Annotated in this window: 11 protein-coding genes and 1 pseudogene; 10 read left to right on the forward strand and 2 right to left on the reverse strand. The window is 47.5% G+C overall.

The features are described 5' to 3' along the window. Positions 1 to 12 precede the first annotated feature (12 nt). Complete coding sequence (locus BM278_RS11495) at positions 13 to 468, forward strand: VanZ family protein (RefSeq protein WP_090949848.1); 456 nt, start codon at positions 13 to 15, stop codon at positions 466 to 468. A gap of 240 nt (positions 469 to 708) precedes the next feature. On the opposite strand, the gene BM278_RS11500 is transcribed toward BM278_RS11495, so the two are convergent. Then, positions 709 to 1692 carry a Gfo/Idh/MocA family protein gene (locus tag BM278_RS11500; RefSeq protein ID WP_090949849.1) on the reverse strand — a complete coding sequence of 328 codons (984 nt, stop codon included), beginning with the start codon at positions 1690 to 1692 and terminating at the stop codon, positions 709 to 711. A 492-nt stretch (positions 1693 to 2184) separates the two neighbouring features. On the opposite strand from BM278_RS11500, the gene BM278_RS11505 reads away from it, so the two are divergent. The 5 genes from BM278_RS11505 (at position 2185) to BM278_RS11525 (ending at position 8475) form a co-directional block, all read left to right on the forward strand. Beyond that, on the forward strand, positions 2185 to 3387 hold the full coding sequence (locus BM278_RS11505) for a dihydrolipoamide acetyltransferase family protein (protein ID WP_090949851.1): 1203 nt from the start codon (positions 2185 to 2187) through the stop codon (positions 3385 to 3387). Positions 3388 to 3403: 16 nt separating this feature from the next. Further along, positions 3404 to 4483, forward strand: coding sequence for a pyruvate dehydrogenase (acetyl-transferring) E1 component subunit alpha (pdhA, locus tag BM278_RS11510; RefSeq protein WP_090949852.1), 1080 nt, complete (start codon positions 3404 to 3406; stop codon positions 4481 to 4483). A gap of 1 nt (position 4484) precedes the next feature. Then, positions 4485 to 5462, forward strand: coding sequence for an alpha-ketoacid dehydrogenase subunit beta (locus tag BM278_RS11515; protein ID WP_090949854.1), 978 nt, complete (start codon positions 4485 to 4487; stop codon positions 5460 to 5462). An 18-nt stretch (positions 5463 to 5480) separates the two neighbouring features. Then, entirely contained in the window at positions 5481 to 6845 is a 1365-nt protein-coding gene (locus BM278_RS11520) for an FAD-binding oxidoreductase (RefSeq protein ID WP_090949856.1), read from the forward strand. Positions 6846 to 7038: 193 nt separating this feature from the next. After that, a complete protein-coding gene (locus tag BM278_RS11525; RefSeq protein WP_090949858.1) occupies positions 7039 to 8475 on the forward strand; it encodes a glycoside hydrolase family 1 protein in 1437 nt (478 codons plus the stop codon). A gap of 23 nt (positions 8476 to 8498) precedes the next feature. On the opposite strand, the gene BM278_RS11530 is transcribed toward BM278_RS11525, so the two are convergent. Further along, the gene (locus BM278_RS11530) at positions 8499 to 9236 is read right to left on the reverse strand and encodes a MurR/RpiR family transcriptional regulator (protein WP_090949860.1); all 738 of its coding nucleotides are present in this window, start codon (positions 9234 to 9236) and stop codon (positions 8499 to 8501) included. Between the two features lie 71 nt (positions 9237 to 9307). Between BM278_RS11530 and BM278_RS11535 the strand changes: the two are divergent. From BM278_RS11535 to BM278_RS11550, 4 genes and pseudogenes are all read left to right on the forward strand, one after another. After that, positions 9308 to 9523 (forward strand): annotated as a pseudogene (locus tag BM278_RS11535) (6-phospho-beta-glucosidase); the annotation flags it as partial. 154 nt (positions 9524 to 9677) lie between these two features. Next, positions 9678 to 10691, forward strand: a complete 1014-nt coding sequence (locus tag BM278_RS11540; protein WP_090949862.1) for a sugar-binding protein — start codon at positions 9678 to 9680, stop codon at positions 10689 to 10691. Beyond that, positions 10684 to 12141 carry a sensor histidine kinase gene (locus BM278_RS11545; protein WP_090949864.1) on the forward strand — a complete coding sequence of 486 codons (1458 nt, stop codon included), beginning with the start codon at positions 10684 to 10686 and terminating at the stop codon, positions 12139 to 12141. Before BM278_RS11540 ends, BM278_RS11545 begins: the two co-directional genes overlap by 8 nt. After that, entirely contained in the window at positions 12138 to 13685 is a 1548-nt protein-coding gene (locus tag BM278_RS11550) for a response regulator transcription factor (RefSeq protein WP_090949866.1), read from the forward strand. The genes BM278_RS11545 and BM278_RS11550 overlap by 4 nt, the downstream gene beginning before the upstream one ends. The last annotated feature ends 22 nt before the right edge of the window (positions 13686 to 13707 follow it).

Consider the following 13707-nt stretch of genomic DNA (forward strand, 5'->3'; position numbering starts at 1 on the left):
AGGTGACAATAGATGAAGCAAAACTTCCAACGCTGGTGTCTCGTCGTTTTATGGTGTCTCGTCATTTATTGCTTTAGTGAATTTTCCCTGTTTACCGGTGAAAATACAAAGCGCGTATTAGAAGCAGTGCTGGCGTATTTGCCGTTTGGCCGTGGCGGGGATGGCACGTCGTCTCCGTTGAATTTTATCGTTCGGAAGCTCGCGCATTTGACGGAGTTTGGCATTTTAGCCGTGCTTGTCTGGCGGGCGCTTGAACCGATGCGTCTGGCGTATGTTGGCGCATGGATTTTTGCGACGGTGTACGCGATGACAGATGAATGGCATCAATCGTTTGAGCCGGGGCGCACCGCTACGCCAAAAGATGTGGTGATCGATTCATGCGGAGCGCTCTTGGCCTTAATTGGCGTTTTTCTCTATATGCGCTGGAAGAAAAAGAATCATAATCCGGCAAAACAGGGCGTATTGTAATAGAAAACAATTGTTGGCTGTTTTTCGATTAGGAAAGAAGTAAAAATAACAAGTTTTCTAGAAAAGGTAGGAGTCGCTGGTCATTTCTTTATTGCTGGCATGTTTGTCGGATTGCTGGTTATGCTTATCATTATGAGCATGATGTTTCGTCGCCAAACAACAAACAAGCAGATAAACGCAGCATTGGAACGAGAGAAAAAGATAGGGCTTCCTGTGCGTTTCGCCGGAAGCCTTTAGCTTTTATTGATCGGCAGGAAAAATGATCCCTGTTTGTTTGCGCGCCTGCTCGATCAGTTCGATCGTTGCCAACGAATGCTCATGCGAATTGACTTCGGATTCGCGTTTTCCATTTTTGATCAGCTCGATAAACTCTTTCACTTCGTAATACATCGGATGCTGTTCTTGCGGGACGGTAATATCTTCTGTGCGCCCATCGCGGTAGCGAATTTCCACTTTTGCTGGCGTATGAATCGCGTCGATGAGAATGCTTCCGTCTTCTCCTTGAATTTCCGCAGGCAGATAGGAGTTTGTAATTTTCGAATACATGACGATGGCGTCCATATTCTCATAAGTAAAGATAATCGTCCCTTCGCCGTCCACGCCCGATTCGAGCTTCAAGCTGCTTGCTTGCAGGATGTTTGGTTTTCCAAATAAGACGACCATCGGATAAATGCAATAGACGCCGATATCCATTAGCGCGCCGTTGGAAAAAGCAGGGTTGAACGCGTTTAACACCGTTCCTTGTTTATACGCGTCGTAGCGTGATGAATATTGGCAGTAGCTGGCGAAATAGCGGCGTATTTTCCCGATTTTATGCAAATGTTCGCGAACCGCTTGAAAGTTTGGAAGCAGTGTCGTTTTCATCGCTTCCATTAACACGACGCCATTGCGGCGGGCCGCATCGATCATCGCTTTTACTTCTTTTGTATTCGACGCCATCGGCTTTTCGCATAGGACATGTTTGCCGTGGTTCATAAGCAAAATCGCCTGTTCGGCGTGCAGCGAATTGGGGCTTGCGATATAGACGGCATCGATGTCATTGCTTTTCGCCAGTTCCTCAAGGTTTGTAAACGTCCATTTTGCCCCTGTTTTTGCCGCAAACTGTTTCGCTTTTTCGTCTGTCCGCGAATATACGGCGGCCAGCGCGAAGTCTTCCACCTTTTTTGCCGCTTCGATAAACGCTTCCGTAATCCAGTTTGTGCCGATGGTGGCAAATCGAATCATCGCTGTCCCTCCCCGTTGATCGTAACTATACTATTTTATCGTTCGCACAGTTCAATCGGCAACCATTAGAGGCGCGGAAGAATCCGTAGCAAAGACGATCCAAATTAGCTGTTTTTCGCTTTTGTTTCGAGTAGCCGATTATTTTTTTGAAATAAAATAGATAGCAATGGCAGTACATTTTTCTATAAAAGACGGCTTTAGATGAATATTGACATGGAATAAAATGTATATTATGATAAAAATAATTAATAAAAAATTCTGAATATTAATATATTTCGTTGAGAAGGCAATGGCGGATCAGAAAGTTAAACATATTTTTTGTAATCGTTTATTAGAATTGTTCTTCGTTAAACAACGTCTCCACAAAATCACATCTAGATGACCGCCCTCCATTTTTAGGTCTGCAACAAGTTTGTCCCACATATATTCACTTCTAGAACGATACTACACTATTTTTTCACAAAATGGAAACGGAAAAGGGGATTATTACATATGCGTTACGAATTTAAATTGCCGGACATCGGCGAAGGATTGCACGAAGCGGAGATCGTTCGTTGGTTTATTCAAGAAGGTGATGAAGTCGCCGCAGATCAGCCGATCGCGGAAATTCAAACAGATAAGGCGATGGTGGAAATGACAACGCCAGTAGCGGGCAAAGTAGTCGCGCTTGCCGGACCGGAGGGGACGACGGTAAAAGTTGGCGAACCGCTTATTATTGTTGACCAGCAACAAAGCGCCGGATATGAAAACGCTTCCGAAAAATCGAAAACGGGGCAACCAAAAAAACGAGTGATTGCCGCGCCGTCGGTACGGAAGCGGGCGAGGGAAATGGGCGTTCCGATTGAAGAAGTGGAAGGAACGGGAGAAGGCGGAAGGGTGACGTTTGCTGATTTAGAGCGGTACGCAAAAGAGCGCGAGTCTGCATCGAAGGAAGCAGCCCCAGCGTTAGAAGCAGCCGAGTCGAAAACGGATCGCCGGCACGAAACAGCCGCAAATGAAGAACGCATTCCGATTCGCGGGCTGCGGAAAAAGATCGCGGAAAAAATGGTGAAGTCGGCATACACTGCTCCGCATGTGACAGGAATGGATGAAATCGATGTGACGAAACTGGTGGAGATTCGCACAAGTCTTGCCAAACAACTGGAAGCGGAAGCGATCAAGCTGACATATTTGCCGTTTGTCATTAAAGCGGTGACGCGCGCGTTAAAGGAGCATCCGATATTTAACGCAACGATCGATGAAGAAACAAGCGAAATCGTACTAAAGAAAGAATGCCATATCGGCATTGCCACGGCGACGAAAGAAGGGCTTGTCGTGCCGGTCATTAAGCACGCCGATCGAAAATCGGTTCGCGAGCTTGCCGTTGAGATTGCTGAGCTTTCGGAAAAAGCGCATCGCCATACACTGCGCATCGACGAACTGCAGGGAAGCACGTTTACGATCACGAATACAGGCGCAAACGGCGGCTGGTTTGCGACGCCGATCATTAACTATCCGGAGGTGGCGATTTTAGGCGTTCATGCGATTAAGCGAAAACCGGTGGTAATTGGCGAAGAAATTGTCGTTCGCGACATGATGGGGATGTCGCTCACGTTTGACCATCGCGTCATCGACGGAGAACCAGCCGGGCGGTTTATGCGGATGGTTGCGCGCATTTTGGAGCATCCAGAACAGCTGTTATTAGATGTTCGTTAAACGGAGGGGAAAAACGATGTTTGATCAAAGCCAATTGCAATTTGAGATGATACAGCTGCTTGATGAAAATGGGAATGGCGATGAAAAAGAATTGGCGTCTTTTTCCGATGAGTTTCTTGTTACGCTGTACCGTTGGATGCGCAAAGCGAGAGTCATCGATGAGCGCTTGTTAAAAATGCAGCGGCAAGGGCGGATTGGCACATACGCGCCGTTTAGCGGACAGGAAGCGGCGCAAATCGGCAGCGTGCTAGCCCTAGAAAAAGATGATTGGATTTTTCCAACGTACCGGGAAATCGCTGCCTGTTTGGCGCACGGGCTGCCGCTTGCGCAAATTTTCCGTTACGTGAGAGGTCATTTGTCTGGCGGAAGAACTCCGGAACATTTAAATATTTTTCCGATTCAAATCATTATCGGCGCACAGACGCTTCACGCGACGGGCTGCGCTTGGGCGACGAAGCTAAAAGGGGAAACGCAAGTATCGGTCTGCTATTTCGGCGACGGAGCGACATCGCAAGGCGATTTCCATGAAGCGTTGAACTTTGCGTCCGTTTACCAAGTTCCGGTCATCTTTTTCTGCCAAAACAACCAATACGCCATTAGCGTTCCTGTGCATAGGCAAACGGCAAGCCGGACGATCGCGCAAAAAGCGGTTGCATACGGAATGAAAGGCGTGCTTGTCGATGGCAACGACGCGCTTGCCGTGTACAAAACGATGAAGAAGGCGGTCGATGCGGCGCGAAACGGCGAAGGACCGATTCTGATTGAGGCGTTGACATACCGATTGGGGCCGCATACGACATCGGACGACCCGACAAAATATCGAAACGCGGAAGAAGCGGAGCAGTGGAGAAGCAAAAAAGATCCGCTCCGTCGCTTGCGGGTGCTGCTCGAGCGGCGCGGGATTTGGACGGAAGAAAAAGAGGAGGCATGGGTCGCGCAAGTGAACGACGAAGTGACGGCGGCGTATGAAGAAGCGGCGGCGGACGAAACCGGCTCGATTGTCGATGCATTTAACTATGTGTACGGAAAGCCGAGCAAACTCTTGCAGGAGCAGCAAGAAGATGCGCGGCGAAAACGAAAGCAAGAGGTGAAATAACGTGGCGGAAAAGACGATGATTCAGGCGATTAATGAAGCGATGCGGCAAGAAATGGAGCGCGATGAGCGCGTGATCGTTTTAGGGGAGGATGTCGGAAAAAATGGCGGCGTCTTCCGTGCGACAGATGGCTTGCTCGAACAGTTTGGCGACTGTCGCGTGTTTGATACGCCGCTTGCCGAATCAGGTATCATCGGCACATCGATTGGCTTGGCGGTGAACGGATTCCGTCCGATCGCGGAAATCCAGTTTCTCGGTTTTGTCTATCAGGCGATGGATCAGCTTGCGGCACAGGCGGCGCGCCTTCGTTTTCGCTCGGCGGGGCGTTTTACATGCCCGATTGTCGTGCGCAGTCCATACGGCGGAGGGGTGCGCACACCGGAACTTCATTCCGATGCGCTTGAGGCGCTGTTTGCGCATTCGCCGGGGTTGAAAATTGTTATGCCATCCAATGCCTTTGATGCGAAAGGGTTGCTTATTACGGCCATTCGCGATGAAGATCCCGTTTTATTTTTAGAGCCGATGAAATTATACCGCGCTTTGCGCATGGAAGTGCCGAATGAGCCATACGAAATTCCTCTTGGGAAAGCGCGCATCGTTAAAGAGGGGGAAGACGTGACGATTATTTCGTGGGGAGCGACGGTTCCGCTTGTCGCGAAACTGGCGGAAGAGATGACAACGCAAGGAATCGATGCGGAAGTGATCGATCTTCGCAGCTTACAGCCGTTGGATATCGATGCGATCGTGCGGTCAGTGGAAAAAACGGGACGGGTGATGATTGTTCATGAAGCGGTCAAAACGAACGGGTTCGGCGCGGAAATTGCCGCGCTGATTAGCGAACGGGCGCTGTTCTCGCTATCGGCGCCGATCGTGCGCGTTACCGGTTATGATACACCGTATCCGGTTCCGTCGGTCGAAGATGAGTGGCTGCCGAACGCCGCCCGCATCGTCGAAGGGGTACAAACGCTTATGCGCTACTAACAAAAAAGGGGGATCGCGATGGGACTTTATGAAGATCTATTGGAACGGATTGGCGACCGCGAACGGGTGACGGTGAACGAAACAGTTCTCGAACAGCATAGCAAAGGAATTGCTTATCATGCGCCGAGAAAGCCGGATGTCGTCGTGTTTCCGAAAACGGCGGCGGAAGTGAGCGATGTGTTGTCTTATGCGAATGAACGGCGCATCCCGGTCACCCCGTTTGGAGCGGGAAGCAGCTTAGAAGGGCATATTATTCCCGTTCAAGGCGGCATCACGCTCAACCTTACGATGATGAACAATATTATTGATATTCGCCCTGATGATTTTTTGGCGATCGTCGAGCCGGGAGTAACGCGAATGCAGCTGAATCAAGCGTTGAAAAAATACGGTCTGTTTTTCCCAGTTGACCCGGGAGCGGACGCGACGATCGGCGGGATGGCGGCGACGAACGCGAGCGGCACAAACAGTGTCAAATATGGCGTGATGCGCGATCAAGTGCTTGGGCTTGAAGTCGTGCTCGCCGATGGGAAAATTGTTCATACCGGCGGAATGGCGGCAAAATCGTCAGCTGGTTATGATTTAACGGGGCTGTTTGTCGGCTCGGAAGGAACGCTGGGCGTGTTTACGCGCATCATTGTTCGTCTTCATGGTATTCCGGAAGCGACGAATGCAATCAAGGCAAGCTTTCCTACGTTAGCGGCGGCGGCTGAGGCGGCAGCGGCGATTTTGAAGGCGGGTGTGTCTCCGGGAAAAATCGAACTTGTCGATGAGCAAACGATCCAAGCGGTTAATCAATACAAGCAGACGAATTATCCAGCGGCGCCGACGTTGTTTATCGAATTAAGCGGCAGCGCGGCGAGCGTAAAAGACGGAACGGAACTTGTCAAAGAATTATGCGCCGCGGAAAACGCCGTGTTATTTGAAACGGAAGACGATTCTGGCGAGCGCGCTAAGTTGTGGGAGGCGCGCCATCATGCGGCGTTTGCCATTCAGGCGGCTTATCCGGGGAAAACGATGTTGTCCACCGATGTATGTGTGCCGCTTTCCAAGCTGCCGGAAGCAATTGCCGAAACGCGGAAGCTTGTCGAGGAATACGGAATAACGGCGGCGATTTTCGGCCATGTCGGCGATGGCAATTACCATACCGTTCTTGCTTTTGCTCCGTCTGACGCTGAGGAAGTGAAACGCGTTGAAGAAATGAATGCCCGCATCGTCCGCTACGCGTTATCCCATGGCGGTACGTGCACGGGCGAGCACGGCATCGGCATCGGCAAGCGCCATTTCTTATACGAGGAGCATCGCGATTCCGTTCCGCTCATGCAAGGGATTAAGCGGCTGTTTGACCCGAACGGCATTATGAATCCGGGAAAAATTTTCTTATGATGTTACTTCCCCGCTGATTGATATCCAGTGGGGAATTTTTTTTGGGCTATTCAAGTAACGTCTTGTTACGCGTAGGAAACAAATTTTTTTCGGTTTGTGCGAATTACGGAATTTTGGCAACATATTTACTTTTTATGGGGAAACCCGTTTATTTAGTAAGTAGGGAACGATAAAGAAAAAGGAGGAACAAGAGATGGAACATAAACAATTACGCCCATTTCCGGATCATTTTTTATGGGGTTCTGCTTCCGCAGCGTATCAAGTCGAAGGCGCATGGAATGAAGATGGAAAAGGCCTATCGGTTTGGGACGTTTTTGCCAAACAGCCAGGCAGAACGTTTAAAGGAACGAACGGCGATGTCGCGGTCGATCATTATCACCGCTATAAAGAAGATGTGGCGTTAATGGCGGAGATGGGGCTGAAAGCATACCGCTTCTCCATCGCGTGGAGCCGTGTATTCCCAAACGGAAAAGGAGAAGTGAATGAAAAAGGGCTGCAATTTTACGACAATCTTATCAATGAGCTGTTAAAGCACAATATTGAACCGATTATCACCCTCTATCATTGGGACGTTCCGCAGGCGTTAATGGACGAATATGGCGCATGGGAGTCGCGGCAGATCATCGATGATTTCCACGATTATGCGGTGACGCTGTTTCAGCGTTTTGGCGACCGCGTCAAATATTGGGTGACGCTCAACGAACAAAATATTTTCATTACATTCGGATATCGGTTAGGGCTGCATCCGCCGGGAGTCAAAGATGTCAAACGCATGTATGAGGCGAACCATATTGCCAACTTGGCGAATGCGAAAGTGATTCAAGCGTTCCGCCATTATGTGCCGGACGGCAAAATTGGCCCGAGCTTCGCCTACTCGCCGATGTATCCATACGATTGCCGCCCGGAAAATATGTTGGCGTGGGAAAATGCCGAAGAATTTCAAAACCATTGGTGGATGGACATATACGCCTGGGGCACGTATCCGCAAGTTGCTTGGAACTATCTCGAACGGCAAGGATGGGCGCCGACGATCCAGCCCGGCGATATGGAGTTATTGAAAGCAGGGAAACCGGATTTTATGGGCGTCAACTACTATCGATCGCAAACGGTCCAATACAATCCGCTTGATGGAGTCGGCGAAGGGGTGATAAACACGACCGGAAAAAAAGGAACGTCGACGGAAAGCGGAATTCCTGGGCTATTTAAAATCGTTCGCAACCCGTATTTAGAAGCGACGAATTGGGATTGGGAAATTGATCCGGTCGGGCTTCACATCGGATTGCGCCGCATCGCCAACCGCTACGGGCTACCTGTTTTCATTACTGAAAACGGCCTCGGCGAATTTGACAAGCTGGAAGATGGCGATATTGTCAATGACGACTACCGCATTGACTATCTCCGCCGCCATATTCAAGAAATCCAGCGCGCGATCACCGACGGCGTCGATGTCATTGGCTACTGCACGTGGTCGTTTACTGACCTTCTCAGCTGGCTGAACGGCTATCAAAAGCGGTACGGGTTTGTGTATGTCAACCGTGATGACGAATCGGAAAAAGACTTGCGCCGCATTAAAAAGAAAAGCTTTTATTGGTATAAACAAGTGATTGCTTCGAACGGCAAAGAGCTTTGAGCGTTTACCGGCTGTTTTCCGCATTACATAAGCGGCCCGTTCAGCATCCGGTACATCTCTTTTGCCAAGCTTTCCAGCAAGTAAATGACCGGAATTTGCGTCGTGACATTCGTTTGTTCAACAAACTCGGTATTGACGTAATACGTTAAGTTGTAATCCGAGATTTTTGCCAAGGAACAATGTTTGCGGTTGGTGATGCTGATGATGGTGCTCCCTTTTTCTTTTAAGCGGTGGACCTGCGATAGCGTATAGGACGTTTCGCCTGATACGGATAAAGCGATCGCCACGCAGTTGTTGAAATAATGGCCGTAAATCGGGAAAAACGGATCTTTAATGTAAACGGAAAACTTTTTCAGTGCGGAAAAATAGCGGGAACCGTATTCCGCCAAAATGCCAGAGCTGCCGGAACCGACGAAAATGACGTTGTCGGCGCGGGCGATCACGGCCGCCGCTTCGCGGATCGTCTGCTGGTAATCGGTTTTTAAAGTCCGCTCAAAAAATTCGGCGAGCGTATCTTGGGCGTTGGTGATGAAGGACCGCTCGTTTTGCTGCAAATATAGTTTCAGTTTCGTTTTAAACTCGGAAAAGCCGTCGCAGCCCACCTTTTTGCAAAAGCGCAAAATTGTCGGCGGCGAAACGTGCACCGCTTCCGCAAGTTCGCGGATGCGCATATACACTACTTCATTGGCGTGTTTCGTGACATAGTTATAAATGATATAGTCCAATTCGGAAAAACGGGCGATTTGTTCGGGTGTAAACATAATAACACCTCGGTTTGATTGCTTTCAGCAGATTATTTTTTATTCATTATAGCATGCCGAGCGGGTGCAAGCTCATCCAGCAAATCAAATCGTTCGGACTCGCTGCAGCCGAAGCGGCGGTAACCGTCGATTATCAAACGGCCCTTGTCGCGATGGCTATTCATCCGTTTGTTCCGTCGGATACAGCCGCCAAACAAATTTTCGATGAAATGCTGGAGGCCCATCAAGAGGATTTGCCGCAATTTTTCCAAAAACAAGCGGCAGTGTTAATAACAAGACTTTATTAGAATCTGGCTCAAAAGTCATAAAATATGGCCTTTCGAGCCAGATTTTTTTGTTCTCTTTTCCGCTTTTGCATGGAAAAAGGGATTAGACCGATGGCGCAAAAAGCATGTACAATAACATTAGATCATCATGTCTGACCAAAAAAGGAGGTCGCCTATGCGGCAATGGTGGAAGTGGAGCATTTATGCCGGCAGCATCGCGGCGTTTATTGGAAGCGCTTCCTTCACAATTTATTGCGCGTGGAAAGTGTATGCCTATCATCAGCCCGGTAAAGAGGCGGCAGAGGAAGCGGAAAATAACGCATATCATTTTGTCCTCGTTCCCGAGGAGCTGGATAACGATTATTGGCGGCTCGTGGAACAAGGGGCGAAAGCGGCCGCAAAGGAAACGAGGGTAAGCCTTGAATATGTCGGGCCGCGGCAGGCCAACATGGATGAACATATTCGTATTCTTGAAAAAGCGGCCGCTTCCAAAGTGGACGGGATTATGACACAAGGATTGACGGAAAAAGAATTTACTCCGGTTATTAATCATATAGTGGAAAAAAATATTCCAGTGGTGACGATCGACACCGATGCACCGACAAGCAAACGCACAGCCTATATAGGGACCGATAACTATTACGCCGGTTTTATCGCCGGACGGGCGTTAGCTGAAGATATGCGCGGGAAGGCGAATGTAGCGATTATTACAGGAAGCCTCACCGCCTCCCACCAACAGCTGCGCGTGCAAGGTTTTAAAGATGCGGTGAAGAAGGAAAAAGGAATTCGCATCGTCGCCATTGAAGAGTCGCATATAACGCGCGTGCAGGCAGCGGAAAAAGCGTACAGCATTTTAAAGAAACATCCTGAAGTGAACGCGTTTTATGGCACAAGCGCGCTGGATGCCATAGGAATAGCAAAGGTAATTGAACAGTTTCATCGGGAAAAGGAAACGTATATTATCGGATTTGACACACTGCCAGAAACGATTCATTATTTACGAAAAGGAACGATTCATGCAACGGTGGTGCAAGAACCTTATGAGATGGGATACCGTGCCGTGAAAATGATGGTAGATATTTTAAATGGCAAGAATGTTCCGTCTGTTACAAACACGGAAACAAAAGTCATCCGCAAACAAGATTTGCCGCTGCGCCCGGCTCGCAACTACGAGGTGGAACATGATTAAAATCCGCACGAAAGTATTGTTCTATTTTAGCATTTTCATTGTGCTGCTAAACGGCACGGTCTTCTTTTTCTACCAAAGCAGCGAGGATATTGTGACTGACTATGACTACAGCATGCGCCGGCTGCTTTTGTTTAATGAAATTTCGCAGCGGACAAACCGGCTGGTAGAACAGTTGAACGCTTATTTAACGGAAAAAGATGAACGCTATTTTTGGGAGTATGAGCGCCAATACCGATGGCTGCAGCAACACCGCCAACAGGTAGGCGAAACACTTTCCAACCGGAACAATCGGCTTTTAGTCCAAAACTATGAACATATGATTGAAAGCTTGCTAGAGGAAGGAGCGTTGACGGTTTACCACTTTCAGGCAGGCAATATTAGCTTGTATTCTTCCCATCTTCATGAAGCAATGGAGATCGCTTCGTTTATTCAAGAGACGACCCTTTCATTAATTAATAATGAATTAACAACCTATCAACATTTTTATGATGAAGTGGAAGAGCGAAATCGTTATTTCCGCTACATGGGGATCGGATTGTTTGTGACGACGTTTTTGCTTGGCATTCTTTTAGCAGTATGGTTTTCCGGCGGCATTACAAAGCCGATCTCGCGCCTTTCGCAGGCCGCGCGGGAAATTGCTAGCGGGAAGTTGGATGGCCCCGATGTCATCAGCACAACTAATGATGAATTAAAGCTGCTGACCGATACGTTTAACGATATGCGCCGCAACTTGAAGCGGCTGATTGAGGAAATGAAACAAAAATCAGAGCTGGACCGGCTTGTTAAAGAGTTGGAACTGAAAAGTTTGCAAAGCCAAATGAACCCGCACTTTTTGTTTAACACGTTAAATGTTGTTTCAAAAATGGCGTATTTGGAAGATGCAAACCAAACATCACGTCTTATTGAAGCAATTGCTACGATCTTGCGGTATAATTTGGGAGATTTGCAGCGTACGGTAACGTTGGCAGATGAAGTTCATATTGCGAAAGAATATTTTTTTATTCAGCAGACACGCTTTTTTGATCGCATTAAATTTTCAATGGATGTCGATGAGCAATGTTTATCGTTATCCATTCCGCCACTAACTTTGCAACCGCTTATTGAAAATGCCTTCATTCATGGAATCGAATCTTATGAAAAAGGAGCGGAGATTTTATTAAAAGTGGAAAAAAGAAAAGAACGCATCATTATCGAAGTGAGTGACAATGGAGTCGGGATGAGCGAAGAAACGAAAGAAAAACTAATGGCGTTTGTAAGAGGGGAAGAAGACGCTTTTGTTTCGAATGAAAAAAAGCACGGCCATTCCACCAGCATTGGTATACGCAATGTCATTCGCCGGCTCCAGCTTTTTTATAGGATGCAAGATGTGATGGAGATCGAGTCAGCGGTTGGAGAAGGAACAACGGTTCGCCTGCTTTTGCCGATGACAAAAGGGGGTGGAAATGAATGAAAATCGCCATTGTGGATGATGAGGCATTGGAGAGGAAGGCATTGCGAAAAATGATTTGTGATCATCTTTCGAATATGGAAGTAATCGCTGAAGCTGCCAATGGACGTGAAGCGGTGGAAATCGCCAACAAATATAAGCCAGATGTTATGCTAATCGATATTAAAATGCCTGGAATCGACGGGCTAGAGGCGATTGAACTTATTCGCCGAAAGCACTCGGACATGAAGTTTATTATTGTATCCGCGTTTGATACGTTTGACTATGCGAAACAAGCAATGAGGCAAGGAGTAAAGGAGTATTTATTAAAACCGAGCCGAAGGGAAGAAGTGATTGGCGCACTAAGGCGTGTGCATGACGAATTAATGGAGGAACGAAAGAAAGAAGCAGAAAATAAAGAACTGCAACAACGAGTGCACCAATTGCAAAAACTTGTAGAAAAAGAATGGCTGTCGGTGCTGATGCTGGAAGAAGTTTCATCAGAGGAATGGAAACAATGGGAGGCGATGCTTCCTTTTTCCATTGAGTCGGGAATGTTTATGATCATTCAATTTCCGAGCGGCGGAAAAAAAGCGGTTTGGAAACAGTGGGCAGAACAGGCGCTTTTGGAAAAAGTGGCGACCCATTATGTAATGGGAAAAATCATCGATGGACAAATGCCAATTTTGTTTTTTGCTGATGTTCCCGGACAAACGTGGAAGCCGATGATGCAAATGCTTGCACATGAACTTGTCCAGCAGTTTGCAAAGCAATATAACCAGACGATTTATATTGGTCTCGGGTCCCCGTCTTCTCAGCTAGAGGGATTGCGCCGTTCCTATTATGAAGCGCTTGCTGCTGTACAATATTATGTGTCGCAAAAAAAGGCAAAAAGCGGTTTTCTGCCAAAGAAAGCGGTATTTGCATCAAAGACGATGGATCAAACGGAGAGAGAAAAACAATTGTTTGATGTCGTGCGTCAAGGTGATTTCGAACAAGCATTAACACAATGTCTATCTTATATCGAAGAGATCGCTGTTCATCATTCGTTTCATGCAGTGAAACAGAAGATGGAAGAAACATTTATTTTGCTTGGACGCATGTTAACCGATTTTGGCATTTCGCATGAGCGGACAACCACGTTTCATTCGTGCAGTTCCTTGGAAGAATTGAAAAGAATAGCAACAGAGCAGCTTCAGCACATAGTACATCATATACAAGCATGGCAGCATCAGCAAGCAAATGGAAAATTAGGAAAAGCGAAAGAATATATTGATCAGCATTATCATCATCCGCTTACACTTGAGGAGGTAGCGGAATATGTTGGCATCAGTCCGTATTACTTTAGTAAACTATTTAAAGATCGTTTTGGAAGAACGTTTATTGATTATGTGACCGATGTGCGCATCACCCGCGCGAAAAAGGAAATGGCAGATCCAAATAAAAGTTTAAAAGAAATTTGCTTCCTTGTCGGCTATAATGATCCAAACTATTTTAGCCGCGTTTTTAAAAAGCATACCGGGATATCTCCTACCGAGTATCGGAAAAAGCTCCATTTCACCACATGATGGTGATCTGGAGTTTTTTACA

This window comes from Parageobacillus thermantarcticus (genome assembly GCF_900111865.1).
In the GTDB taxonomy this organism is placed as follows: Bacteria; Bacillota; Bacilli; order Bacillales; family Anoxybacillaceae; genus Parageobacillus; species Parageobacillus thermantarcticus.